The organism is Streptomyces sp. HUAS MS02 (assembly GCF_055702265.1).
Genome location: NZ_CM146747.1, coordinates 6,566,572 through 6,590,515, shown reverse-complemented (window position 1 = coordinate 6,590,515; position 23,944 = coordinate 6,566,572). Strand labels below are relative to the sequence as shown.

General features: G+C 71.5%; 21 protein-coding genes and 2 tRNA genes. 3 read left to right on the top strand and 20 right to left on the bottom strand.

Going from position 1 to position 23,944, the window contains the following annotated elements; genetic code table 11:
- Positions 1–56: 56 nt before the first annotated feature.
- The 8 genes from ACZ9QC_RS28385 to leuS all read right to left on the bottom strand — a co-directional run bounded on the left by ACZ9QC_RS28385 (position 57) and on the right by leuS (position 10,344).
- On the bottom strand, positions 57–302 hold the full coding sequence (locus ACZ9QC_RS28385; protein WP_184894173.1) for a hypothetical protein: 246 nt from the start codon (positions 300–302) through the stop codon (positions 57–59).
- A 66-nt stretch (positions 303–368) separates the two neighbouring features.
- Positions 369–785: a hypothetical protein gene (locus ACZ9QC_RS28380; RefSeq protein WP_472915697.1), complete on the bottom strand. Its 417-nt coding sequence runs from the start codon at positions 783–785 to the stop codon at positions 369–371.
- Positions 786–817: 32 nt separating this feature from the next.
- Positions 818–1,672, bottom strand: a complete 855-nt coding sequence (locus ACZ9QC_RS28375; RefSeq protein ID WP_472915696.1) for an arylamine N-acetyltransferase family protein — start codon at positions 1,670–1,672, stop codon at positions 818–820.
- A 4-nt stretch (positions 1,673–1,676) separates the two neighbouring features.
- Complete coding sequence (locus ACZ9QC_RS28370; RefSeq protein WP_472921836.1) at positions 1,677–4,181, bottom strand: ComEC/Rec2 family competence protein; 2,505 nt, start codon at positions 4,179–4,181, stop codon at positions 1,677–1,679.
- A gap of 92 nt (positions 4,182–4,273) precedes the next feature.
- A complete protein-coding gene (locus tag ACZ9QC_RS28365; protein ID WP_472915695.1) occupies positions 4,274–5,320 on the bottom strand; it encodes a ComEA family DNA-binding protein in 1,047 nt (348 codons plus the stop codon).
- Between the two features lie 226 nt (positions 5,321–5,546).
- Entirely contained in the window at positions 5,547–6,392 is an 846-nt protein-coding gene (locus ACZ9QC_RS28360; protein WP_472915694.1) for a DegV family protein, read from the bottom strand.
- Positions 6,393–6,482: 90 nt separating this feature from the next.
- Entirely contained in the window at positions 6,483–7,238 is a 756-nt protein-coding gene (locus ACZ9QC_RS28355; RefSeq protein WP_472915693.1) for a hypothetical protein, read from the bottom strand.
- 238 nt (positions 7,239–7,476) lie between these two features.
- Complete coding sequence (gene leuS, locus ACZ9QC_RS28350) at positions 7,477–10,344, bottom strand: leucine--tRNA ligase (protein WP_472915692.1); 2,868 nt, start codon at positions 10,342–10,344, stop codon at positions 7,477–7,479.
- Positions 10,345–10,844: 500 nt separating this feature from the next.
- Here leuS and ACZ9QC_RS28345 point away from each other — a divergent pair, with 500 nt between their 5' ends.
- Positions 10,845–12,161: a ferric reductase-like transmembrane domain-containing protein gene (locus tag ACZ9QC_RS28345; protein ID WP_472915691.1), complete on the top strand. Its 1,317-nt coding sequence runs from the start codon at positions 10,845–10,847 to the stop codon at positions 12,159–12,161.
- Positions 12,158–13,774 (top strand): NADH-quinone oxidoreductase subunit NuoF family protein, encoded by a 1,617-nt coding sequence (locus tag ACZ9QC_RS28340; protein WP_215455403.1) that lies wholly within the window; start codon positions 12,158–12,160, stop codon positions 13,772–13,774. Before ACZ9QC_RS28345 ends, ACZ9QC_RS28340 begins: the two co-directional genes overlap by 4 nt.
- 128 nt (positions 13,775–13,902) lie before the next feature.
- On the opposite strand, the gene ACZ9QC_RS28335 is transcribed toward ACZ9QC_RS28340, so the two are convergent.
- From ACZ9QC_RS28335 to ACZ9QC_RS28295, 9 genes are all read right to left on the bottom strand, one after another.
- Positions 13,903–13,975: transfer RNA gene (locus ACZ9QC_RS28335), tRNA-Ala, on the bottom strand.
- 245 nt (positions 13,976–14,220) lie between these two features.
- Positions 14,221–14,454, bottom strand: a complete 234-nt coding sequence (locus ACZ9QC_RS28330) for a hypothetical protein (protein WP_005479297.1) — start codon at positions 14,452–14,454, stop codon at positions 14,221–14,223.
- Positions 14,455–14,853: 399 nt separating this feature from the next.
- A tRNA-Ala gene (locus tag ACZ9QC_RS28325) sits at positions 14,854–14,926 on the bottom strand.
- A 132-nt stretch (positions 14,927–15,058) separates the two neighbouring features.
- A complete protein-coding gene (locus ACZ9QC_RS28320) occupies positions 15,059–15,727 on the bottom strand; it encodes a histidine phosphatase family protein (protein ID WP_472915690.1) in 669 nt (222 codons plus the stop codon).
- Positions 15,724–16,170, bottom strand: coding sequence for a ribosome silencing factor (gene rsfS / locus ACZ9QC_RS28315; RefSeq protein WP_184894153.1), 447 nt, complete (start codon positions 16,168–16,170; stop codon positions 15,724–15,726). Before rsfS ends, ACZ9QC_RS28320 begins: the two co-directional genes overlap by 4 nt.
- A gap of 157 nt (positions 16,171–16,327) precedes the next feature.
- Positions 16,328–18,130, bottom strand: coding sequence for an LCP family protein (locus ACZ9QC_RS28310; protein ID WP_472915689.1), 1,803 nt, complete (start codon positions 18,128–18,130; stop codon positions 16,328–16,330).
- 16 nt (positions 18,131–18,146) lie between these two features.
- On the bottom strand, positions 18,147–18,857 hold the full coding sequence (gene nadD / locus ACZ9QC_RS28305; protein WP_230211737.1) for a nicotinate-nucleotide adenylyltransferase: 711 nt from the start codon (positions 18,855–18,857) through the stop codon (positions 18,147–18,149).
- A 58-nt stretch (positions 18,858–18,915) separates the two neighbouring features.
- A complete protein-coding gene (locus ACZ9QC_RS28300; RefSeq protein ID WP_472915688.1) occupies positions 18,916–19,083 on the bottom strand; it encodes a hypothetical protein in 168 nt (55 codons plus the stop codon).
- Between the two features lie 176 nt (positions 19,084–19,259).
- Positions 19,260–19,430, bottom strand: a complete 171-nt coding sequence (locus tag ACZ9QC_RS28295; RefSeq protein ID WP_184894148.1) for a hypothetical protein — start codon at positions 19,428–19,430, stop codon at positions 19,260–19,262.
- 98 nt (positions 19,431–19,528) lie between these two features.
- Here ACZ9QC_RS28295 and ACZ9QC_RS28290 point away from each other — a divergent pair, with 98 nt between their 5' ends.
- Positions 19,529–20,605: a M48 family metallopeptidase gene (locus ACZ9QC_RS28290; RefSeq protein ID WP_472915687.1), complete on the top strand. Its 1,077-nt coding sequence runs from the start codon at positions 19,529–19,531 to the stop codon at positions 20,603–20,605.
- Between the two features lie 136 nt (positions 20,606–20,741).
- Here ACZ9QC_RS28290 and ACZ9QC_RS28285 read toward each other — a convergent pair whose 3' ends face one another.
- The 3 genes from ACZ9QC_RS28285 to ACZ9QC_RS28275 all read right to left on the bottom strand — a co-directional run bounded on the left by ACZ9QC_RS28285 (position 20,742) and on the right by ACZ9QC_RS28275 (position 23,944).
- Complete coding sequence (locus ACZ9QC_RS28285) at positions 20,742–21,812, bottom strand: SCO2583 family membrane protein (protein WP_472915686.1); 1,071 nt, start codon at positions 21,810–21,812, stop codon at positions 20,742–20,744.
- A 122-nt stretch (positions 21,813–21,934) separates the two neighbouring features.
- Entirely contained in the window at positions 21,935–22,537 is a 603-nt protein-coding gene (locus ACZ9QC_RS28280) for an SCO2584 family spore wall biosynthesis protein (RefSeq protein WP_472915685.1), read from the bottom strand.
- Positions 22,538–22,657: 120 nt separating this feature from the next.
- Positions 22,658–23,944, bottom strand: a complete 1,287-nt coding sequence (locus ACZ9QC_RS28275) for a glutamate-5-semialdehyde dehydrogenase (protein ID WP_472915684.1) — start codon at positions 23,942–23,944, stop codon at positions 22,658–22,660.

Here is a 23,944-nt window from a genome sequence, read left to right as displayed (position 1 = left end):
CGACCGCCCACCGACCGGGCATCCCCCTCAGCGCACGGAGACGCCGCGCGGGAGCACTACGGCTCCTCCCGCCATCCCTCCCACTCCCCCGCGAACTCGTCCAACGCCACCGGGTCGAGCCGCTCCCGCTCGTCCCGCAGCACCACCAGCCACTGCGCGTCCTCGGCGTCGTCCTCCCCGGCCAACGCGTCCCGCACCAGCTGCGGCTCCTCATCCAGCCCGAACCGCTCCCGCAGCGCCTCGACCACTTCCTCCGCGGCATCCCGATCCGGCAACACCAACACATGCCTCACATCACTCACACCCCCATCTTCCGCCACCCCCATCCCTGCCCCCTCCCCTCCCCTCCCCTCCCCTCCCCAGAGGGTCTACGACCTGGCGATCTCCTGCCGGAGCTGGTGGGTGAAGCGACGCAGGAGGTCCAAGGTCTCCCGGAACTCGGCCCGGCGGTCGTCCCTGCCGTCGGTGGGCCGCGTGCTCCAGACCCTGACCGCGAGGGCATCGGCGAGGTCGACGGTGTCGCTGGAGCAGAGCAGGTAGAGGGCCGAGCGTGCCTCCTGCATCCGGTTCACCAACTCGTCGGCCCCGGGGCCGTCGTCACCCAGCCGCGTCTCCTTCAGGTGGTCCAGGAGCTGAACGACGGCCGTGTTGAAGCCGACCCCGGCTTTGAGCTTCTGCTCGCGGAGCCACATGCGGTCCTGTCGGCGCGCGGTGAACCACGAACCGAACACCACCCCCATGAGACCGATGGCCGCCCCTATGGCCACGGGCAGGACGTTCCCCACAGTCAGCTCCCCCGTCGTACGGCGCCGTCAGGCTACAAGCCCCCGGAACCCCCCTCTACGAGCGCGCCCGCCCGCTCCTCACGGCCCTTCCCCACCTCCGGCACCCGGTCCAACTCCAGCCCGAAGCGGTCCCGGTACGTCGCCAGCACCTCCGCGTCCGAGCCCAGCTCGGTCACCTCACGGGCGCCCTCCGCCGAGGTGACGGTGAACGTACGACCGCTGAGGGTGATGCGGCCGCCGTCCTCCGTGAGCAGAGAGCAGACCAGCGAGCGGGTGAAGTGGGAGGCCGGCGAGGTGCTGTGCCACCACGCCCCCGTCACGAAGTCCCCGAGCGCCCTCGGCCGCGTCTCCAACCGGTACTGCGGCTTGCCGTTGCGGAACACGTCCAGGTCCCCGAACTCCCGGCCCCCGCTCTCCCGGTCCACCTCCGCCACCCGGAACATGCCGCCCGGATCCTCCTGCTCCGTCCGGTTCCCGAACTCCAGCGGATAGTGGCTGTTCGCCCCGAACCCGACATCGGCCAGCCAGTCTCCCCCGTCCACCGTCCGCACCCGCAGCGCGAGATGGTCGTACGGGATGCCGACCCGCCCCTCCTCCCCGTACACCCGCGCCGCGAGCAGCGTCACATCGAACCCGAGCTTCGAGAGCAACGCCCCGAACGAGCCGTTCAGTTCGTAGCAGAACCCGCCCCTGCGCCGCCCGACCACCTTGTCCAGCAGCCGCTTCTCCTCCAGGACGATCTCCTCCCCGAGGTGGATCGACAGGTTCTCGAACGGCACCGCCCGCAGATGGCGCAGGTGCAGTTCGCGCAGTACGTCGACGGTGGGCCAGGCCTGCTGCTCGGCCCCGAGGCGGCGAAGGTAGGCGTCAAGCTCTGCGGTGTCCATGCCCTCAGTCTCTCGCCACGAGCAACTCCTTCGCCGTACCCGCGACGGCGACCGCGCCGTCCTCGTCCGTACGCAGCACCGTGGCACCCCCGGCCCTCAGCGCCGCGACCGTACCGGGCGCCGGATGGCCGTACGGGTTGTCCGCGCCCACGGAGATGAGCGCCAGCCTGGGGGCCATGGCCCGTATCAGTCCCGGATCCTGGTAGGCCGAACCATGGTGGGCGACCTTCACCACGTCCACGGCTGCCAGCGCGGCCGCCTCCGAAGACCTCGCCAGCTCACGCTGGCCGGGCGGTTCCAGGTCGCCGAGGAGCAGCAGGGTCAGCCCTCCCGAGCGGACGAGCATGGTCACACTGGCGTCGTTCGGGCCGTCCGGCGTGACCGCGTCACCCGGCGGCCACAGCACCCGCCAGGCGAGACCGCCCGTGCGCCGCTCCTCCCCGGCCACGGCCCGTGTCAGCGGGATCCCCCGGGCCGCCGCCTCCCCGCGCACGAACGCGGCCTGCTCCACGGGCTCCTCGAACCCCGTGGTCGCGATCGCCCCCACCGAGCGCCCCCGCAGCACCCCCGGCAGCCCCACCACATGGTCGGCGTGGAAGTGGGTGAGGACCACGAGCGGGACCTCGGTGATGCCCAGCGAGGTCAGACAGCGGTCGACCAGCACCGGATCGGGACCCGCGTCCACGACCACCCCGGCCCCGTCTCCCGCCGCGAGGACGGTCGCGTCCCCCTGGCCCACGTCGCACATCACGAAGCGCCAGCCCGGCGGCGGCCACCCCGTGATCACCCTGGTCAGCGGCGGTGGCTGCACCACGACCAGCAGGAACGCCGTCATGCAGGCGCCCACCAGCCACGGATGGCTCACCAGCCGCCGGCCGACGAGGACGACGACCACGGTGACCAGGGCGAGCAGCAGCGCGCCGGTCCAGCTGCCCGGCCAGTCCACGCCCGCGCCCGGCATCGAGGCCCCGGTGCGGGCGATGTCCGCGATCCAACCGGCCGGCCAACTCGCGCACCAGGCAAGACCCTCGGCCACGGGCATCGCCACCGGCGCCGTCGCCAGGGTGGCGAACCCGAGGACCGTCGCCGGGGCCACCGCGAACTCCGCCAGCAGATTGCACGGCACCGCCACGAGGCTCACCTTCGCCGACAGCACGGCCACGACCGGCGCGCACACCGCCTGCGCGGCCCCCGCCGCCGCCAGCGCCTCGGCCGGACGCGGTGGCACCCGGCGCCGCTGGAGCGCCGCACTCCAGCGCGGGGCGAGGGTGAGCAGGGCGCCGGTCGCGAGGACGGAGAGCAGGAAGCCGTAACTGCGGGCCAGCCACGGGTCGTACAGCACCAGCAGCAGCACCGCCGTCGCCAGGGCCGGGATCAGGGACCGGCGGCGCCCGGTCGCGATGGCCAGCAGCGCGATCGAACCGCAGGCCGCCGCCCGCACCACGCTCGGATCGGGTCGGCACACGATCACGAAGCCCAGGGTCAGCGCCCCACCGGCCAGCGCGGTCGCCCGCAACGGGATCCCGAGCCGGGGTGCCAGCCCCTTCCGCTCGGCCCGTTGCGCCAGCCCCGGCGGGCCGATGAACAGGGCCAGCAGGATCGTGAAGTTCGCACCGCTGACAGCCAGGAGATGGGTGAGATCGGTCGCCTTGAACGCCTCGTCCAACTCCGCCGGAACCCGTGAGGTGTCCCCGACGACGAACCCGGGCAGCAGGGCCCGCGCGTCCGGGTCCAGCCCGTCGGTCGCCTCCCGCAGCCCCGCGCGCAACCGCCCCGCGACCCGCTGCACGGCGCTCGCCTCCTCCACCACGGCCGGCGCCCCAGCGCCCCGCACCCGCAGCACGCCCGCCACCCGGTCTCCCCCGGCCATGGCCGGCACGGCCTGCGCCACCACCCGCACCCGCGTGGACGGCAGCAGCGAGAGCCAGGCCGCCCGACCGGCCCCCGCCTCCACGTCGACGACGACCAGCACCGGGGTCCGCGTGTCGGCGACCGACCCGTCCGGGCTCCGCACACGCCGCACCTCGGCCTGGAGGAGCACCGCGGCCGGGGCCGCGCGATGGCCCTGGATCCGGGGGCGGGTGAGACGCGGGTCGGAGGTGAGCTCCACCTCCGCCGTCACACGGGCGTACCCCCCGGCCAGCCCGGGCACCGGCCCCCGCCGCAGATCCGCCCCGTGCAGCCCGGCGGAGACGGCGGCCGCGCCCGCACAGAGCAGCACGGCGGCAGCGGACACCTTCGTCCACGCAACGCCCCCACGCCCCCGGCGATACCCGAGCCCCTGCCCCCGCGCCCACGCCCGCCCTTGCCCTTGCCCTTGCCAGGCGAGCAGAGCCACGCCCGCCACCGCACAGAGCACGGCCACTCCCGTGACCCACCCCGGCGAGGCGTGCACCGTCAGCGCCGCCGTCGCCCACGCGGCCAGCGCCGATGGCACCAGGCGCAGATCCGTGGGCCCCTCCTGCCTGGGATGCGGGTCACCGAGCCGACTGCCGGAGGCCACGTGCACGGCGGGCCGCGGCGGACCACCCCGCACCCCGGCCCCGGCCCCGGCCCCGGCCCCGGCCCCGGCCGACACCCTCTCCTCCTCCCCCGTCGCCCTCATGGCCGTACGAGATTCCGTAGGTCGGCGAAGCGGCGGTCGCCGATGCCGTTCACCTCGCGGAGCTCGTCCACCGAGCGGAAGCCGCCGTGCTGAGCGCGGTAGTCGATGATGTGCTGGGCGAGGACCGGGCCCACTCCGGGCAGGGTGTCCAGTTGGTCGGCGGTGGCCGTGTTGAGCGACACGGGGGTCGTGGGCGCCGATCCGGCGACGGCTCCGCCTGCCCCGCCCGCACCACCGCCACCCGCGCCCGCTCCTGTCCCTGGCGCCCCCGGTCCGGCCATCGGCGCCGGAATGCCCACCAGGACCTGTTCGCCGTCCACGAGGAGCCGGGCGCGGTTGAGCCCGTCGGTGTTCGCCCCCGGCCGCACCCCGCCCGCCGCGCGCAGCGCGTCGGCGACCCGCGAACCGGCCGGCAACTGTTGGACCCCCGGTCTGCGCACCTTGCCACCGACGTCGACCACGATCGTGGGTACGGCCGAGGGAGCCCCCACCCCGGGCGAGGCGCCCGACACCGCCGCACCGCCGTGCCCCGGCTCACCGAACGGTGCCTCCCCACCCCCTGGCATCGGTGAGGCACCCGGAGCTCCCGCCCGCACCACCTCGGGCGCGCTCACCGGCTGGGTCCGGCCCGCCCAGAAGTGCTGTGCCGCGAACACCGCCGCGACGACCAGCACCACACTGAGCGCGACCACGCTCTTCCGCTCGATGCCGCACCGCGCCTGCAACCACAGCGGCAGCCGCTCCCGGACGGCGGGCCCCACCCGCTCACGCCACGCAGGACTCGCGTCACGACCGCGGGCCCCGTCCTCGTCCTCGGAGGACTCCGGCGGCGGCCCATGCCCCAACTCACGGGGCTCCCTGGTCCTTTCGGGAAACAGCGCCTCCGCGCGCAGGCGGAGCGTCTCCGCCGACGCCTGGTGGCGGCGGCCGGCCCTGCCCCTCGGCCGCCGAGGACGAGGGTGACGGGCGCGCCCGTCGGAGGAGGGACCCCTGCCGGGGCCGCTGGTGACCGTAGCCGTGCGTGAACGTGATCGAAGTGCCATGCGACGAGGATCGGGCAGACGGACCCACTCGCGATGATCTTGCTCAATTCCCGTGGATTACTACCCAGTTGTGGATAACTCCGCCACCCACACGAGCGACCAAACCGAGCCGAACACGGCCGTACCGCGCCGCGCCGCAACAAGCCGAGCCGGCCCAAGCCGCCAAGCCCGGCCAGACCGAGCCAGGACAAACCCGCCTCGCCACCTCACCGAGACGACGCACGCCTCACCGAGGCGACACGATCACGCCCAGCAACCCGGGCCCCGTGTGCGCCCCGATCACCGCCCCGACCTCGCTCACATGCAGGTCGGCCAGCCCGGACACCCGGCCCCGCAGCCGTTCCGCGAGCGCGGAGGCCCGCTCGGGCGCCGCGAGGTGGTGGACGGCGATGTCGACCGGCGCCCCGCCCGCCCGCTCGGCGACGATCTCCTCCAGGCGGGCGATCGCCCTGGAGGCCGTGCGGACCTTCTCCAGCATTTCGATACGGCCGCCGTCCAGCCGCAGCAGCGGCTTGACCGCCAGCGCGGATCCGAACAGCGCCTGTGCCGCACCGATCCGTCCGCCCCGGCGGAGGTAGTCCAGGGTGTCGACGTAGAAGAACGCGGACGTCCCGGCGGCCCGCTTCTCGGCGGCTGTGACGGCCTCGTCCACCGTGCCGCCCGCCTCCGCGGACTCGGCGGCAGCCAGCGCGCAGAACCCGAGCGCCATCGCGACCATCCCGGTGTCCACGACGCGCACCGGCACGGGTGCCTCGCGGGCCGCGAGCACGGCCGCGTCGTACGTGCCCGAGAACTCGGCGGAGAGGTGGAGCGAGACGATGCCGGTGGCGCCCGACTCCGCGACCCTGCGGTAGGTCTCGGCGAACAGCTCGGGGCTGGGGCGGGAGGTGGTGACGGACCGTCGTTTCTGCAGCGCCTGGGCCAGGGAGCGGGCCGAGATCTCGGTCCCTTCCTCGAACGCCTGGTCGCCGATGACCACGGTCAACGGCACCGCGGTGATGTGGTGACGCTCCATCGCCGGCGGCGGCAGGTAGGCCGTTGAATCGGTGACGATCGCGACATGGCGGGACATGAGCTGGAGGTTACCCGCCGAGCCGCGTGGACGGCAGCCCGGCCCCTGTCACCCGCGACCGCGCGGAGCGGTCCGACCGGGCCGAGTGGCTCAAGTGGTGCTCTCCGGACGGTGCTTCTTCTGCCACGGGTAGGTCGGCCGCGCGCTCGGCGGCGTGATCGCGGGCCTGGGCGGCTCCTGACCACCACGGGACTCCCCGTCCCGGGACGCGCCCCCGGCCGACTCGCGAGTCTCCTGCCAGGTCTGCCCCGTGGAGGCGGTCGGCTCGGGCTTGGGCGCCTCGGGCCACACCGCGGCGGGTTCCGTCGTCCAGTGCCGCAGCGCGCCCGCCTCGACGTCGATCTGCGCGCTGAGCGTGTCCAGGTCGTCCTCGGCGAACTTGCGGGCCCGGTCGTGCGCCGCCCAGCGCAGCGAGTCGGAGGACTCGATGATCCGCTCCGCGCGCTCGCGCAGCGCGGGCAGCCGCTGGGCCAGCTTGGCGCGGTCGGGCTCCGGCTCCAGGCGTCGCAGCTCGTCGTCCAGCTCCCGGCCGTGCTTGTTGAGCTGCTCGAAGAGGGCCAGGGACTCCTTGAGCGACTCGTCCTCGCCCACGCTCGCGCGCAACGCCTCCTGGGTGGCCCGCATCGAGGTGCGCAACTTCAGCCGCAGGTCGGCCAGTTGTCCGGCCGGGCCCGGCTGGGCCAGGCTTCTGGCGCGCAGGGTGGTGTCCTCGACGGTCCGCTTGGCCTGCGTGATCGTACGGTCCACGCCGCGCTTGGCCGCGCCGACCGCCTTCACCGTGGCGTACACGCCCAGCACCACGAACAGCACGAAGAACAGGGCGACGACTGCGATGACGGCTTCCACGACGCGCTCCTTCTCCGACCGGCACGGGCATGTGCAGCGGCGCTCTTCCACGGTAAACGCAACAGGCAGGTCCCAGGTTCCATCGGAACCCGGAACCTGCCCGTAGGGGACACCCCCGAACGCGACCGGCGACAGCGGTGCACCTACCGACGGCTACCCCAGGTCACCGCAGGTCACCTAAGGCCACCACAGGGCCCACCGCACTCCGCCACACTCACGGCGCGGCACGCTCCCGCACTCACGTGACGATGTTCACCAGCTTCGGCGCCCGCACGATCACCTTCCGGATCGGCGCCCCGGCCAGCGCCGCGACGACCTTCTCGTCGCCCAGGGCCACCTTCTCCAGCTCCTCCTCGGAGATGGTCGGCGGCACCTCCAGCCGGGCCTTGACCTTGCCCTTGATCTGGACGACACAGGTGACGGCCTCGTCGACGACGTACGCGGGGTCGGCGACGGGGAAGTCCTGGTGCACGACCGAGTCGCCGTGCCCCAGCTTGCGCCACAGTTCCTCGGCGATGTGCGGGGCCAGCGGCGCGACCAGCAGGACCAGGGCCTCGGCGACGGAGCGGGACACCGGGCCGCCCACCTTGGTCAGGTGGTTGTTCAGCTCGGTGACCTTGGCGATCGCGGTGTTGAACCGCAGGCCCTCCAGGTCCTGGCGGACACCGTCGATGGCCTTGTGCAGCGCCCGCAGGGTGTCCTCACCGGGCTCGGTGTCGACGACCGTCACCTCGCCGGTGGCCTCGTCGACGACGTTGCGCCACAGCCGCTGCAGCAGCCGGAACTGGCCCACCACCGCGCGGGTGTCCCACGGCCGGGAGACGTCCAGCGGGCCCATCGCCATCTCGTACAGGCGCAGTGTGTCGGCGCCGTACTCCGCGCAGATGGACTCGGGAGTGACCGCGTTCTTCAGGGACTTGCCCATCTTGCCCAGCAGGCGGCTGACCTTCTCGCCCTGGTAGTAGTAGGCGCCGTCGCGCTCCTCCACCTCGGCGGCCGGCACCGCGAAGCCACGGCTGTCGCGGTAGACGAAGGCCTGGATCATGCCCTGGTTGAACAGCTTGTGGAACGGCTCGGCCGACGAGACGTGCCCCAGGTCGAACAGGACCTTGGACCAGAAGCGCGCGTACAGCAGGTGCAGCACGGCGTGCTCGGCGCCGCCGACGTACAGGTCGACGCCGCCGTGCGGCTGGCCCTCGCGCGGGCCCATCCAGTACCGCTCGATCTCCGGGTCGACCAGCTTCTCGGAGTTGTGCGGGTCCAGGTAGCGCAGCTCGTACCAGCAGGAACCGGCCCAGTTGGGCATGGTGTTGGTCTCACGGCGGTACGGGCGCGGGCCACGGCCGTCGCCCAGGTCCAGCGTGACGTTCACCCAGTCGGCGTTGCGCGACAGCGGTGTCTCGGGCTGGGTGTCGGCGTCGTCCGGGTCGAAGGTGCGGGGGCTGTAGTCCTCGACCTCGGGCAGCTCCAGCGGCAGCATCGACTCGGGCAGCGAGTGGGCGACGCCGTCCTCGTCGTAGACGATCGGGAAGGGCTCGCCCCAGTACCGCTGGCGGCTGAACAGCCAGTCGCGCAGCCGGAAGTTGACGGTGCCCTCGCCGATGCCGGTCCGCTCCAGCCACTCGGTGATGCGTGCCTTGGCCTCGACGACGCCCAGGCCGTCCAGGGACACGCCCTCACCGCTGGAGTTGATGATCTTCGCGTCGTACGAGGCGAAGGCGTCCTCCCAGGTGGAGGTGTCGGTGCCGCGGCCGTCGGTGGGCTCGACGATGCAGACGATCGGCAGTTCGAAGGCACGCGCGAACTCGAAGTCGCGCTGGTCGCCCGCCGGGACGGCCATGATCGCGCCGGTGCCGTAGCCCATCAGGACGTAGTCGGCGATGAAGACCGGGATCCGCTCGCCGTTGACCGGGTTGGTGGCGAACGAGCCGGTGAAGACGCCGGTCTTGTCCTTCGCCTCGGCCTGCCGCTCGACGTCGGACTTGGAGGCGGCCTGCGCGCGGTAGGCGGCGACGGCCTCGGCGGGGGTCGCGTGCCCACCGGTCCACACGTCGTGGGTGCCCTCGGGCCAGGCGTCCGGGGTGAACTTGTCGACCAGCGGGTGCTCGGGGGCCAGCACCATGTAGGTCGCGCCGAACAGGGTGTCGGGGCGGGTGGTGAAGACGGTGATGCGCTCGCCGTCGATCGGGAAGTCGACGCGGGCGCCCTCGGAACGGCCGATCCAGTTGCGCTGCTGCAGCTTGATGGCCTCGGGCCAGTCCAGCTCGTTCAGGTCGTCCAGCAGACGGTCGGCGTACGCCGTGATCCGCATGTTCCACTGGCGCAGCTTGGCCTTGAAGACGGGGAAGTTGCCCCGCTCGGAGCGGCCGTCGGCGGTGACCTCCTCGTTGGCCAGCACGGTACCCAGGCCGGGGCACCAGTTGACCGGCGCGTCGGAGGCGTACGCCAGGCGGTACTCGCCCAGGACGTCAGCGCGTTCGCCGGCGCTCAGCGCGCCCCAGGAGCCGCCGCCGGGCAGCGCGCGCTCACCGGACTCGAACTGGGCGACCAGCTCGGCGATCGGGCGGGCCTTCCTCGCCTCGTCGTCGTACCAGGAGTTGAAGATCTGCAGGAAGATCCACTGGGTCCACTTGTAGTAGTCCGGGTCGATCGTGGCGAACGACCGGCGCTTGTCGTGACCCAGACCCAGCCTGCGCAACTGGGACTTCATGTTGTTGATGGCGGCCTCGGTGGTGACCCGGGGGTGCTCGCCGGTGGCCACGGCGTGCTGCTCGGCGGGCAGGCCGAAGGCGTCGAAGCCCAGGGTGTGCAGGACGTTGTGGCCGGTCATCCGCTGGTAGCGGGCGAAGACGTCGGTGGCGATGTAACCCAGGGGGTGACCGACGTGCAGACCCGCACCGGACGGGTACGGGAACATGTCCATGATGAACTTCTTGGGCCGGGCGGCCAGTTCCGCGTCGCCCGCCAGGTCGCCCGTGGGGTTGGGCGCCGCGTACGTGCCGTCGGCGTCCCAGAAGTCCTGCCAGCGTGCCTCGATCTCGGCCGCGACGGCGGCCGTGTAGCGGTGCGCGGCCACTTCGGCGGCAGCGGGGTTCGTCTCGCTCATGATCCTCAAAGCTCCATCGATCGTCTCTGCCAGCGGGCTGTTCGTCCAGGAAACGAAAAATCCCCTCACACAGGAGGGGACGCCGCGCTGATGCCGACCACGCCGTCAACGGCGGTCGGGACTGATCAGCGCGGCTCGCTAAGCAGAAGGCGTACGGCACGCATGCGATCAGGGTACCGCAGCCTCGATGGACAGGGACCCGCCGCGTGTCGGCCACAAGATCCGGCCAAAAAAGTTGAACTTTATTCAAATCTTACTTCGCGTAACAGCCGCTAAGGGACATCACTGATGTGAGATTGACCCTTGATAACAGCGCAATAACTCAAACCTCGTACCGCCCGGTATTGGCACCACTTACAGTTCGACGACGGGACCGCTTTCCCGAACTGTTCGGAGTTGCCCCCATGAACCCTCGTCGCAGTAACAGCTCGCTGCCCCAGACAGGCCGCTCGGCCTATGGGATAGCCACGGCTGCCGCTCTGCTGCTGATACCCGTAAGTGTGCTGGTCGGAGGTGACGCGTACCGGGAGTTCCTCGACTTCGGCGCGGGCGTTCTCTCACTCGTCTCGCTGACGTGCTCGGTGCTCTGGGGGCTCGTCGCCCAGGACCGGACCCTGCTCACGGTCCGTCAGCGGATCATCGGCCAGGCCGTCCACCGGACGACCGCCATCGCGGCGGTCGCGTTCCTCGTGCTGCATGTGTCGGTCAAGCTGGCACTGAACCACGTCTCCGCGCTCGCCCTGTTCCCCTTCGCCCTCGGCGTGACAGGGTCGGGAGCGCTCATCGGCTTCGGCGCGACCGCCGGCTCCATGATGATCTTCGTCGCGATCACCGGCGCGCTCCGCAGCAACTTCGCCTCCCCGGCGCCGGTCGCGGCACGCTGGCGCGCGATGCACATGATGGCCTACCCAGCCTGGTGTTTCGCGCTCGTGCACGGACTCTACGCGGGTCGCGAAGCCAAGCCGATCTTCGTGATCCTCTACTCCGCGGGCCTCATCGCCGTCGCCGCCGCCCTGCTGCTGCGCGCCGCGCCGCGCGAGGTCAAGCGCCAGGTGGTCGAGCGTGTCGCCGCCGTCCTGGGCACCGACGGCCAGCGGCCCCCCGAGGTCGACGAGCTCGTGAAGTCCCGGTCGGCGTTGCAGGGCCTGGACGAGACCGGCGGGCGCCGTGAGGGCGGCCGGCGCGAGGGCGGACAGCGCGACCAGATGCGGGACACCGGCCAGTTCCCGCTCCCCGGCTTCGGCGGCGGACAGGGCAACCCCCCGCTCGGCGACCCGCTGGTGCCCCCGCAGCGCGCGGCGGCCGCTTCCGCCGACAGCGGCCCCGGTTTCGCGGCCGCGTACCGCGCGGTGTCGATGACCCCGCGCGCCCAGGAACCCACGGCGCCCTATCTCACCCAGCAGCAGCCGCCGCTGGACATGCAGCCCACACAGGCCATGCCCCGCATGGACGACGGTTCGACCACGGGCAGCACCCGCTGGCCGGCCCCGTCCCCGCCGCCGGTCGGCGAGGCGCCCCCGTCCTCGTACGACCCGATGCAGGACACCTTCGCCGGACAGCCGCTGGGCGGGCAGTCGTACCAGGGCCAGGCGTACCCGGGCCAGACCTACCAGGGCGAGACGTACAACACCGGGGCCAATCCCGTGGTTTCCGAAACTTCTTACGGAACGGCTGAGACGAACGCCCCCTACGGCACGTACAACCCGAACGACACGTACAACAGCGGTCCCGCCACTGAAACGCTGTCCGGCTACGACGACTACAACCAGCCGGGCTCAGGCGAACCCTGGAACGCGCCTTCCGGAGGATTTAAGTGAACGAGGCCCTTCCCGACGTCCCCGAAGTCCGAGTGGTGGGTCTCCCCCAGCTCACCTCGGGCTTCGACCTCGTCGAGAGACTCGACCTCCCCATGCACCTGAAGGTGCACGGTCCGCTCGAACCGATGGGCGGCGAGCAACTCGCCCAGCTGTCCGAGCGGATCAACCTGAAGGGCAGGGGCGGCGCGGGCTTCCCGTTCCACAAGAAACTGCGCTCGGTGGCCGAGTCGGCGATCAAGCGTGGCATCCGGCCCGTCGTGGTCGTCAACGGCAGCGAGGACGAACCCGCCTGCCGCAAGGACACGGTGCTGATCAACCGTGCCCCGCACCTCATCCTGGACGGCGCCCTGCTGGTCGCGGAGGCCCTCGGCGCCCGCCAGCTCGTCATCGGGGTGACACGTGAATCCACCCAGCGCTCGATGGAGGCAGCCCTCTCCGAGCGCGGTCTGAGCAACCGCCGCGGCGCCGCCATCCGCGCGAGCGTGCAGCGCAACCCGGTCCGCATGGTCACCGGCGCCGCCGGCTCGCTGATCCGCTCCATCGACGGCGGGCCGCCCATCCCGCCCGGTCGCAAGACCAGCGCGTCCAAGAGCGGTGTCGGCGGCGCGCCGACGCTGCTCTCCAACGCCGAGACGTTCGCCCAGCTCGCCATCGGCGCCCGCATCGGCTCCGAGCGGTACGGCAACACCGGCCTGTACGACGAGCCGGGCACTGTCATGCTCACCGTCTCCGGCGCGGTCGCCCGCCCCATGGTCATCGAGGCGCCCACCGGCGTGCCGCTGCGCTACATCCTCCAGCTCGCCGGCGCGCCGCCCGTCCCGCAGGGCGTGCTGACCGGCGGCTACCACGGCAAGTGGATCGACGCGGCGACGGTCAACGAGGCGGTCGTCTCGCGCAACTCGCTGGACGCGGTGGGCGGTGCGCTCGGCGCGGGCGCGATCCTGCCCATCAGCCAGGAGACCTGCCCGCTCGGTGAGTCGCTGCAGGTCGCCAAGTGGCTCGCCGAGGAGAGCGCCGGCCAGTGCGGCCCCTGCTACCTCGGACTGCCGGCCGCCGCACGCGGTATGGAGGACATCCTCAACGGCGGCGGTCCGGCCGCCCTGGAGGCTCTCAAGCAGGTCGCGAAGAACGTCAAGCGGCGCGGCGCGTGCTCGCACCCGGACGGCTCCGCGATGTTCCTGGAGTCGACCATCAAGGCGTTCACGGACGACCTCGCCGCACACGTCCTGGGCAACGGCTGCGGCAGGCCCGTGGAGGGCGTGCTGCCCCTCTTCGAGGGCGGCAGGATGCCCACCGGCATCCCGGGCGGCTCCGGCGAGGAGGAGAGCGGCGCGAGCCGTCAGAAGATCTTCGTCGACTGGACGCTCTGCCGGGGCCACGGCCTGTGCGCCGACATCCTCCCGGAGGTCTTCCAGCTCGGCGCCGACGGCTTCCCCACCGTCGCCCAGGCCAAGGTCCCGCAGTACGCCGAGGCGAAGGCGCTGCGCGCGGTGCGCCGCTGCCCCGCGCTCGCCCTGCGCATCGAGGAGGACAACCGTCCCTCCGCCCCCTCCCGCAACCTCCCGGTCCTCTCGCAGGGCCGCGGCCGCCGGGCCCTGGGCAGCGGTCGCTGACGCACGGACGCACAGAGAAGGGCGGGCCACCCCACTCGGGTGTGGCCCGCCCTTCTCATGTGCGTCGTCGCCAACAACGCGTCGCCAACAACGCGAAGACCCCGTCCACTTGGACGGGGTCTTTTCTGTGGAGCTAAGGAGAATTGAACTCCTGACCTCCTGCATGCCATGCAGGCGCTCTACCAACTGAGCTATAGCCCCTTGCGGTGTTGTCCGCCCGGTCTCCCTGGCGACGACGCCAACATTACCGGTCTCCCACGCACACCACCAAATCGTTTCCGTCGGCCGCGAACTATGGATGGATCGGTACCCTTTTGCCGGATTTCCAAGAGGTCACCGCCCAGCCGCCGTTCACGCTCCCGCCTCGACGGCTGCCGCAAGGCCGCTGGGGCGGCCGTGGCGGCCCGAGGAGGGGCGACGCCCAGGGGCGGGCGCCGAGTTGACCCTCAGGCCGTCACGAACGAGTAGAAGCGTTTGAGTGTGCAGTGCTCTTCGAGGAGCCGACCGTAGATCGGCTCACCCTCCAGCTCGCGGTACGTCTCGATCGGGTCGCCTTTTATGATCAGCGCCCGGGCGCATTCCTCGCACCAGTACTGGTAGTCGGCGTTGACGGGCTCCATGTCGCGAACGATGGGGGTGCCGCTGCCGCACCAGTCGCACTTCCTCCTGTGTGCACCCATCGATCAGCTCCAGCTGTGGCCGCAGGCCGTGCACACGTAGGAGATCCCTCCGTTGTCACCGAGGACTTGGGCAACGTGGAGCGAGCCGCAGGAAGGGCAGAGGAGGGTGGTCTTGCTCCGCATCACCACCGCTGCGGGAAGGTCGTGGACCCTCCCGCGGATGCTCGCAGGCATCGCTTCTCCCTCCCGTCGGGCCGCGCCCCCTTCCGGCCGTTTGATTCTGCCACGGCCGGACCAATACGGTCAGCGACGCCTTCGTACCAGTCCCAGCACGGAGCGGGAAAGAAGGCCGTCCTCAGAGGTATACGCCTCCGGAGCAGCACCTGCTCAAGAAGGGACGCAGGTCACACACGAAAAATCCCGCCCCCTCGCGGGAACGGGATCTTCTGTACCGATCTGTGGAGCTAAGGAGAATTGAACTCCTGACCTCCTGCATGCCATGCAGGCGCTCTACCAACTGAGCTATAGCCCCTCGCACCACACGGACGGTGGTCGCTCGGTGTTTCGCCCCGCTCGGCGGGGCGAACAAGAAGAACTCTAGCCTGCGACCAGCCGGAAAGTGAAATCCGGGTCCCGAGCCGTGTGACCAGGCCTCTTACGGGGCTCAGTCGTCGTCGCCGAGCACCGGCTCGGGAAGCGTGCCGGCGTTGTGCTCCAGCAGCCGCCAGCCGCGGGCGCCCTCGCCGAGGACGGACCAGCAGCAGTTGGAGAGGCCGCCGAGGCCCTCCCAGTGACGGGGCTCCAGACCGAGCAGGCGTCCGATGGTGGTGCGGATGGTGCCGCCGTGGCTGACCACCACCAGGGTGCCGTTCTCCGGGAGCTTGTCGGCGTGCCGGAGCACCACGGGGGCCGCGCGGTCGGCGACCTCGGTCTCCAACTCGCCGCCGCCCCTGCGGACCGGCTCGCCCCGCTTCCACGCGGCGTACTCCTCGCCGTGCCGGGCGATGATCTCGTCGTGCGTGAGGCCCTGCCAGACACCGGCGTAGGTCTCGCGCAGGCCCTCGTCGTGGCTGACCTCCAGCCCGGTGAGCGCGGCCAGCTCGGCGGCCGTGTTCGCGGCGCGCATGAGATCGGAGGCGACGATCGCGTCGGGCTTGAGGGAGGCCAGCAGCCGGGCGGCGCGTCGGGCCTGACCGAGACCGGTCTCGGTCAGCTCGACGTCCGTGGTGCCCTGGAAGCGGCGCTCCACGTTCCACGAGGTCTGGCCGTGCCGCCACAGGATGATGCGGCGGTCCCTGCCCTTGCGATCCGCGGAGCCGATGCCGGCCGTCACCGCAGCTCCCCGCCCAGCTCGGCCTCCTCCTCGGCGGCCCGCAGCTTGGCGTGCTCCTCGCCCTTGCCGCGGGTGGCCTTGGCGTCGGCGGGCAGCTCCAGCTCGGGGCAGTCCTTCCAGAGCCGCTCCAGGGCGTAGAAGACCCGCTCCTCGCTGTGCTGGACGTGCACGACGATGTCGACGTAGTCGAGCAGCACCCAGCGGGCCTCGCGGTCGCCCTCGCGGCGGACCGGCTTGGCGCCGAGCTCCTTGTTCAGCCGCTCCTCGATCTCGTCGACGATGGACTTGACCTGGCGGTCGTTGGGCGCTGAGGCGAGCAGGAAGGCGTCCGTGATGGACAGCACGTCGCTGACGTCGTACGCGATGACATCGTGCGCGAGCTTGTCGGCGGCCGCCTGCGCGGCGGTGTGGAGGAGCTCCAGGGAACGGTCGGTGGCGGTCACTGCACGGCTTTCGGTCGTCGGTCAGGAACCCTCGCGGGCTACTGCAAGGATCTCACGCCCCACCGACACCGCCCCACGGGTTAACGGATCAGGCCCCGGAGCAGCGCCGATACGGCGGCTCCGGGGCCCCTGACGCCCGGGCGGTCGGGCGGTCGGGTCAGCCGGTGGTGCCGGCCGTGCCGGTGGCCCCGGTCGTGCCGGTCGCACCTGTCGTTCCCGTCGTACCTGTCGTGGCCGTCGTCTCGTAGTCCTGGCCGAGGACGACGGAGACGTCGGCGTTGGACGTGGTCTCGCCCTTCTTGACGGCGCCGGTCGGCAGGCCGAGGGTCTTGGCGACCTCGATGGCGTCCTGCTTGCGGGCCGCGTCGGAGTAGGTGACCCGGGAGGTCGCCTGGGCGGTGGCGGTGGCACCGGCGTCGAGGAACGTGAACCCGCCGTTGAGGACGACCACGCGGGCCTGCTCGGTGGCGTCCTTCTCACCGGTGGCGTTGCGGATGCCGACCCGGACGGCGTCCCCGGCGTCGGGGCTCTTCGCGGCGCCGCCGAGCAGGTTCTTGACCACGCTGTCGGAGTCCTCGGCGCTGAGCGTGCCGTCCTGCTGGACGGGCAGCAGCTCGGTCTCGTAGTCGCCGCCCTTGGCGTGGTCGGCGAGCTTGGCCAGGAAGGTGCCGAGGTCCTTGTCGCTGAGCGAGGGGTCGAGGATCTGGGCCAGCGTCTGCACGGTGACGGTGGCGGCCTGGGCGTCGGAGGACAGCTTGCGCAGCACGCCCTGCATCACCTGGCCGAACCGCTTCAGCTGGGCGTCCTGCGACTCGCCGGAGGCCCGGTAGGTGGCGTAGGCGACGGCCATCTTGCCGCTGAGGGTCTGTGCCTTGCCCTTGGTGACGAGAGGGGCGGTGCCCTTCTTCTTCGTCTCGGGGTCGGGCACGTCCGTGTTCGTGTCGACGTCGATGTTGCCGACGAGGCCGACGAGGTTGTTCAGATAGGGGGTGTCGAGCCGCCAGGTGCCCTCGATGTCGGTGCCGAGGACGGTGTCGAGGGCGTCGCGGGTGCCGGAGGAGCCGTCGTCGTCGACGGACTTGGCGAGGGTGGTCGTGGTGCCGTCGTCGCCGGTGAGCGCGAGCGCGTTGGGGATCAGGACGGTGGCGCCCCGCTCGGCGGTGGTGTTGTTCACCAGCAGCGCCGTGGAGGTCCCGCCGCCCTTGGTGTCGTGCAGGTGGACGACGATCACGTCCCGTTTCTGGGCGGCCGCCGAGGTGGTGGTGCCGGTCCGCTCGTCCGAGGACGACCCGGGCAGCATGCCCGCCCACCACGCGTAGCCGACGCCGCCGACCGCGACCAGGGCGAGCACCACCACCAGGGCGACCATCCGGCTCTTGGCCCGCCGCTTGGCCTCCTCGCGGCGTTCGGTGCGGTTCTCGGTGAAGTTCAGCCAGTCGATGACGTCCTCGGAGTCACCGTCGGGCTCCTCGACGAAGGCGAACTGCTCGGTGCGGTACTCCCGTTCCCCGGAGCCGCTCTCCGGGGAGCCGTCGTCGGCGAGGTGCCCGCTCTCCCCGGCGGTCGTCGGCGGTGCCGACTGCTGGGGGATGTAGGCGGTCTGCTCCGGGACGGGGGTCTGCAGGCCGGTGGCGGCCGTCTGCCCGTAGGGGTCGTACGGGTCGTAGCCGGGCCCCGCCGCCTGGTGGCCCGGGTCGTAGCCCGCGCCGCCCGCACTGCCCGTGCCGTACCCCTGCGGGTACTGCTGCTGGGTCTGGCCGGCCGCGTACGGGTCGTAGCCGTAGCCCTGGCCGTACCCCTGCCCCTGGGGCTGCTGTGTCCCGTAGGGGTCGTACGCCTGTTGCTGAGGCACCTGCTGGGCGGGCGCCTGTCGGTACACCGGCTGCCCGTACTCGTCGTAGCCGACGAGTTCGTAACTCTGGTCGCCGCCCCCGTAGCCGGCGTCGTATCGGTCGTTCACCGGTGCCCCTCTCGGCTCATTCGCCGCGGTACAGCTGCCGCTTGTCGATGTAGCGCACGACGCCGTCCGGCACCAGGTACCAGACGGGATCGCCCTTGGCGACTCTCGCACGACAGTCCGTGGAGGAGATGGCGAGCGCAGGGACCTCGACCAGGGAGACCCCGCCCGCGGGCAGGCCCGGGTCGGCCAGGGTGTGCCCCGGACGGGTGACCCCGATGAAGTGCGCGAGGGAGAAGAGCTCCTCCGCGTCGCGCCAGGTGAGGATCTGGCCGAGCGCGTCGGCGCCCGTGATGAAGAACAGGTCCGACTCGGGGTTGAGCTCGTGCAGTTCGCGCAGGGTGTCGATCGTGTAGGTGAGGCCCTTGCGATCGATGTCGATGCGGCTCACCGAGAAATGGGGGTTCTCGGCCGTGGCGATGACCGTCATCAGATAGCGGTCCTCGGCCGCCGAGACCGAGCGGTGGGACTTCTGCCAGGGCTGGCCGGTCGGCACGAAGACGACCTCGTCGAGACCGAACTGGGCGGCGACCTCCTGGGCCGCCACGAGGTGCCCGTGGTGGATCGGGTCGAACGTTCCGCCCATCACGCCGAGGCGGCGCCTACCGGGCTCCGACGGGCGGTTTCCCGGTGCGCCGGAGGCGCTGTCGGCCCGGCCGTCCGTGGTGTCGTTCGCCTGGTCCGCCGCCTTGTCGGGCTCCGGACCGGTAGGCATTTCCTGCTCTCCCATGCGTGGAGAGCCTACCGGCCCGGCAGGCGCACACCGTTCGAACGTCCTTTTGCGCGGATTAGCGATCGCGGTTGAAGCGGGTGGTGATCCACAGCAGCAGCATCAGGGCGACGAAGGCTCCGCCGCCGGTCAGGTAGGGGTTCAGGCTCTCGTGGTTGCCGCCGTGCTCCCCGCCGCCCTCGGCGGCGAAAGTGACCAAGTCGGCAGCGGTGCTGTGGAAGCTCATCGTCGGCGTGACCTATCCGGGTGTGGGATCGGGATGAAGACCCGCCCATCGTAAGCGGGGGGTCCGTCGGCGATCACGCCGACTCCGCCCAGGAGTGAACGGGGGCGCCGCCCGGCGCGTACTTCACCAGCGGGCAACCGTTCACGCGCGCCGCACGTCCTTCCCGTCGGCGGGCGTCAGTCGTCCCGCTTGTAGCCACGCAGCAGGAACCACGCCATGAGGACGGAGCCCAGGACCATCACGATCAGCACCACCCGCAGCAGATTGCCCGCTCCCTGTTCCTTCGCGGCGACGTCCGCGGCCTCGGTGAGCCAGGCGGACGCGGGCGGGTGCGGGAGATGTCCCATGGAGATCGCTCCTTACGGTTGATGCCCTGCCACGGTAACTCCGCCTAGGCTGGACCCCGCTTCGGGGGCAACATGGGCAAACAGAGCATGGGGGAAACATGCCGGACGACAGCCACGAGCAGAACGGGCACGAGAACGTGCCGAGCAGGCAGCGCAGGCGCTTCGAGGGGATCTCCTCCCGGGCGTACGAACACCCCGCGGACCGCTCGGCGCTGGTGGCGCTGCGCAAGCTCAGCGGCTTCGACACGGTGTTCAAGGCACTCAGCGGTCTGCTGCCGGAGCGCAGCCTCAGGCTGCTGTTCCTGTCCGACTCCGTACGGGTCTCGGACCAGCAGTTCGCCCACCTCAACGACATGCTGCGGGACGCGTGTTACATCCTGGACCTGGAGAAGGTCCCGCCGATGTACGTGAACCAGGACCCGCAGCCGAACGCGATGTGCATCGGTCTGGACGAGCCGATCATCGTCGTGACCACCGGGCTCGTCGAGCTGCTCGACGAGGAGGAGATGCGGGCCGTCATCGGTCACGAGGTGGGCCACGCGCTCTCCGGCCACTCGGTGTACCGGACGATACTGCTGTTCCTGACGAGCCTCGCGCTGAAGGTCGCGTGGATCCCGCTGGGGAACCTCGCGATCATGGCGATCGTGACCGCGCTGCGCGAGTGGTTCCGCAAGTCGGAGCTGTCCGCCGACCGCGCGGGCCTCCTGGTCGGCCAGGACGTCCAGGCCTCCATGCGCGGCCTGATGAAGATCGCGGGCGGCAACCACCTGCACGAGATGAACGTCGACGCGTTCCTCGCGCAGGCCGAGGAGTACGAGGCCGGGGGCGACCTGCGCGACTCCGTCCTCAAGATCCTCAACGTGCTGCCGCGCTCGCACCCCTTCACCACGGTCCGCGCGGCCGAGCTGAAGAAGTGGGCCGAGTCCCGTGACTTCCAGCGGATCATGGACGGGCACTACCCGCGGCGCAGCGAGGACAAGGACGCCTCGGTGACCGACTCCTTCCGCGAGTCCGCCTCGCACTACACGAGCAACGTGAAGAACTCCAAGGACCCGCTGATGAAGCTGGTCACCGACATCGCGGGCGGCGCGGGCGACCTCGGCAGCCGGGTCCGCCGCGGCTTCGGCGGCGGCACGGCCACGGCCCAGGAGGACCGGCCGCGCGACGACGAGTAGTCGGTCGGCTGCGGGTGGGTGGGGTGCGGCCGAAAAGCATGGGGCGCAGCCCCTGCTTTTCAGGTGCGCGGGGAACTGCGCGAGAAGCCCCACCCACCCACCCGCACCCGACAACGCACCCCACGCACCCCCGGCGTCACACCTTCGGCTGCGCACTCTCCGCCAGGGTCCCGCACAGTGCCGTCGCGGCACCTGTGCCGTACGGGTCGGTCCCGGCGGACGGCCCGCCCGCCTTCGCCGTCTGCCCGGCCAGCAGCGGCCGCAGATGGTTGGTGACGTCGTCGGCGCAGGCCAGCGGTCCGGCCTGGACGTAGGAGACGACGACCTCGACCTGGTGGGTGCGCAGGTCGTCCTGGTCGAAGCGGAAGTGCAGCTCCCGCCGGACGGTGAACAGCGAGGCCTCGGCTTCGGCCTCGGCGCCGGCCGGCCGCAGCGCGTACACGAGGGTGTGGGCGGCGACGACCTCCAGCGTGCCGGAGTCGAATTCGGCGGCCTGGAGAGTGCCCTGGACGCGGATCCGGCGGTCGGCGAGCTCCGCCCGGGAGGGGTCGAAGCGGACCAGCCAGCCCGTGGGGGCGTGCCGCCCGTCCGCCGTCGGCTGATCGAAACTCTGCTCGAACTGGTCGAGCTGCTCGGAGTCGAGCAGCCGCCGCACGGGCTGCACGGTGCCGCCGCCGAGGACCTCCGGGTCGAGCGCGGAGGCGACCAGGTACTCCTTGGCGATGGTCAGCGCGGACACGACCTGACTGTCGGTGAAGTGGGCGGTGCGCCGCGTGGCCGGCATCGTGATGCCCTCGGCGCCGATCCGGAACTGGGCGGCGGGACTGTGCGCGTAGAGCGTCTCCGCGTTCTCCGCGCCGGGCACCGCGGACTGCGGGGACAGCGGGATCACGGTCATCCTGAGCGGTTCCGTGGGCTTGGCGGCCGGGGTGCGGGACGGGTGGCGCACACCCATGTAGATCGCGGTGCCGAAGGCGAGGGCGATCAGCAGGACGAGGACCAGCGCCTGCCGGGAGAGGCCGCGGCGCACGGGCGGGCGGCGGCGTACGGCCGGGGCGTGGTCGGAGAGGCGCTCCTGGGCGGAGAACTCCTGGAGGCGGGCAGCGCGGACGAACGATTCGTCGAAGACGACGGATCGGTATTCGTCCTCTCCACCGCCGGGGGCGCCCTCGGGAGTCCCCTCAGGTGGGTTTCCTGGCCCGCCCATACTTGGAGAGTAGGTCTTCCGGAGCCTCGGTAAACGCCGTGGTGCACGACAAGTTGTGACAGGTCCTCACCAGGTTCGCGCAGCGCCGCCCAAGGGCCGGGCCGGGACCGTACGGGGCCTGGTCAGGGCATGCGGGGGTCGGCGGAGACCGCCGGCTGGGAGAAGTCGGCGGAGGCGGATGGCCCGGTCGGGGGGTTCTGTTCGACGCCGCTGGTGGCGGGCGGCAGGGTCTCGCCCCGGCCGGGGGAGGCGCCCCGGTAGACCGCGGTGAAGGCCAGCGCGACCATGCCGATGCCCATCACGAGGGCGAGGATCCAGGCGACGGGCCGGTGCCAGCGGGTCTGCTTGCCGTACGGCCTGCCGTAGGGTCCGTCGGGGCCGTAGCGGCCCTCCAGGACCTCGGTGTCGTCGTAGTCGTCCAGGTCGTCGTCGCGGCCGTGGCCGAAGCCGGGGCCGTCCGGGCCGAAGCCGTCTTCGTAGCGGTCGTCGTCGCCGCGGACGCCTCTGCGGTGCGCCCGGCGGGCCTCGGCCTCCTGGGCTGCGGCCCGGGCCTCCGCCGCTGCGAGCAGACGTTCGACCGCGGTCGGCTCGTGGACCACGGCCGCCCGGACGAAGTCCTCGTCGAAGACCACGGAGGCGAACTCTTCGTCCATACCCCCGCGGTCGCGGTCGTCGTCGGGCTCCCAGCCGTCAGGGAACGGCGTGCCCCCCACGTCCTCCGGCACGGATCCAGAGTAGACCGGGGTGGTCAATTTGGGCAGACGGTAAGGAAATTCATCCGTTGGGCTGGCCGGGCGCCAGGCTGTTCACAGGAACGGACCGACGCCCCACGGGCCCGCCCGCGCCTAGCGTCGGACGTGTCCGTCACCGGTGACGATGTATTTCGTGCTGGTCAGCTCGGGCAGGCCCATCGGGCCGCGGGCGTGCAGCTTCTGCGTGGAGATGCCGATCTCGGCGCCGAATCCGAACTGACCGCCGTCGGTGAAGCGGGTCGAGGCGTTGACGGCGACCGTCGTGGAGTCGACCAGCTGGGTGAAGCGGCGGGCGGCCTGCTGGGAGGTCGTCACGATGGCCTCGGTGTGGCCCGAGCTCCACAGCCGGATGTGTTCCACGGCCCGGTCGAGCGAGTCGACCACGGCGGCGGCGATGTCGTACGACAGGTACTCGGTCTCCCAGTCCTCCGTGGTGGCCTCGACGACCGTGGCCTTGGAGTCCTTGGCGTAGGCCATGACCCGGTCGTCGGCGTGGACGGTGACCCCGGCGTCGGCGAGCGCGTCGAGGGCGCGGGGCAGGAACTCGGGGGCGATGTCCTGGTGGACGAGGAGGGTCTCGGCGGCGTTGCAGACGCTGACGCGGTGGGCCTTGGAGTTGATCAGGATCTCGACGGCCGTGTCGAGGTCGGCGTTCGCGTCGACGTAGACGTGGCAGTTGCCGGTGCCGGTCTCGATCACAGGGACGGTGGACTCCTCGACGACCGTGCGGATCAGGGAGGCGCCGCCGCGCGGGATGAGCACGTCGACCAGGCCGCGGGCGCGCATCAGCTCGCGCACCGACTCGCGGCTCTCGCCGGGGACGAGCTGGACGGCGTCGGCGGGCAGCCCCGCGCCGCCGACGGCGTCCCGCAGGACCCGTACGAGGGCGGTGTTGGACTCGTAGGCGGAGGAGGAGCCGCGCAGCAGGACCGCGTTGCCGGACTTCAGGCACAGGGCCGCCGCGTCGACGGTCACGTTCGGGCGGGCCTCGTAGATGATGCCGACGACGCCGAGCGGGACGCGGACCTGACGCAGGTCGATGCCGTTGGGGAGGGTGGAGCCGCGCACGACCTCGCCGACCGGGTCGGGCAGCGCGGCGACGTCGCGGACGTCGGCGGCGATGGCGCGGATCCGCTCCGGGGTGAGCGTCAGCCGATCGATGATCGCCTCGCTGGTGCCGGCCTCCCGGGCCTTGTCGATGTCCTTGGCGTTGGCCTCGACGATTTCACTCGTACGGACTTCCAGCGCGTCGGCGATGGCGAGCAGCGCGTCGTCCTTGTCGGCGCGCGGGAGCGGCGCGAGGTCGGCGGCGGCGGCCTTGGCACGGTAGGCGGCCCGGGTGACCGGCGTCATGGAGTCGTAAGGCGAGAGCGAGGTCAT

Bases quoted from the DNA above. Each gene is read 5' to 3' on its own strand.
- ACZ9QC_RS28375 (WP_472915696.1), bottom strand. From the start codon at position 1,672: ATGGACACCGCAGAGCTTGACGCCTACCTTCGCCGCCTCGGGGCCGAG.
- nadD (WP_230211737.1), bottom strand. From the start codon at position 18,857: ATGGGAGAGCAGGAAATGCCTACCGGTCCGGAGCCCGACAAGGCGGCG.
- ACZ9QC_RS28285 (WP_472915686.1), bottom strand. From the start codon at position 21,812: ATGGGCGGGCCAGGAAACCCACCTGAGGGGACTCCCGAGGGCGCCCCC.
- ACZ9QC_RS28330 (WP_005479297.1), bottom strand. From the start codon at position 14,454: ATGGGTGCACACAGGAGGAAGTGCGACTGGTGCGGCAGCGGCACCCCC.
- ACZ9QC_RS28295 (WP_184894148.1), bottom strand. From the start codon at position 19,430: ATGGGACATCTCCCGCACCCGCCCGCGTCCGCCTGGCTCACCGAGGCC.
- ACZ9QC_RS28365 (WP_472915695.1), bottom strand. From the start codon at position 5,320: ATGGCACTTCGATCACGTTCACGCACGGCTACGGTCACCAGCGGCCCC.
- leuS (WP_472915692.1), bottom strand. From the start codon at position 10,344: ATGAGCGAGACGAACCCCGCTGCCGCCGAAGTGGCCGCGCACCGCTAC.
- ACZ9QC_RS28360 (WP_472915694.1), bottom strand. From the start codon at position 6,392: ATGTCCCGCCATGTCGCGATCGTCACCGATTCAACGGCCTACCTGCCG.
- ACZ9QC_RS28275 (WP_472915684.1), bottom strand. From the start codon at position 23,944: ATGACCTCGCTCTCGCCTTACGACTCCATGACGCCGGTCACCCGGGCC.
- ACZ9QC_RS28300 (WP_472915688.1), bottom strand. From the start codon at position 19,083: ATGAGCTTCCACAGCACCGCTGCCGACTTGGTCACTTTCGCCGCCGAG.
- ACZ9QC_RS28290 (WP_472915687.1), top strand. From the start codon at position 19,529: ATGCCGGACGACAGCCACGAGCAGAACGGGCACGAGAACGTGCCGAGC.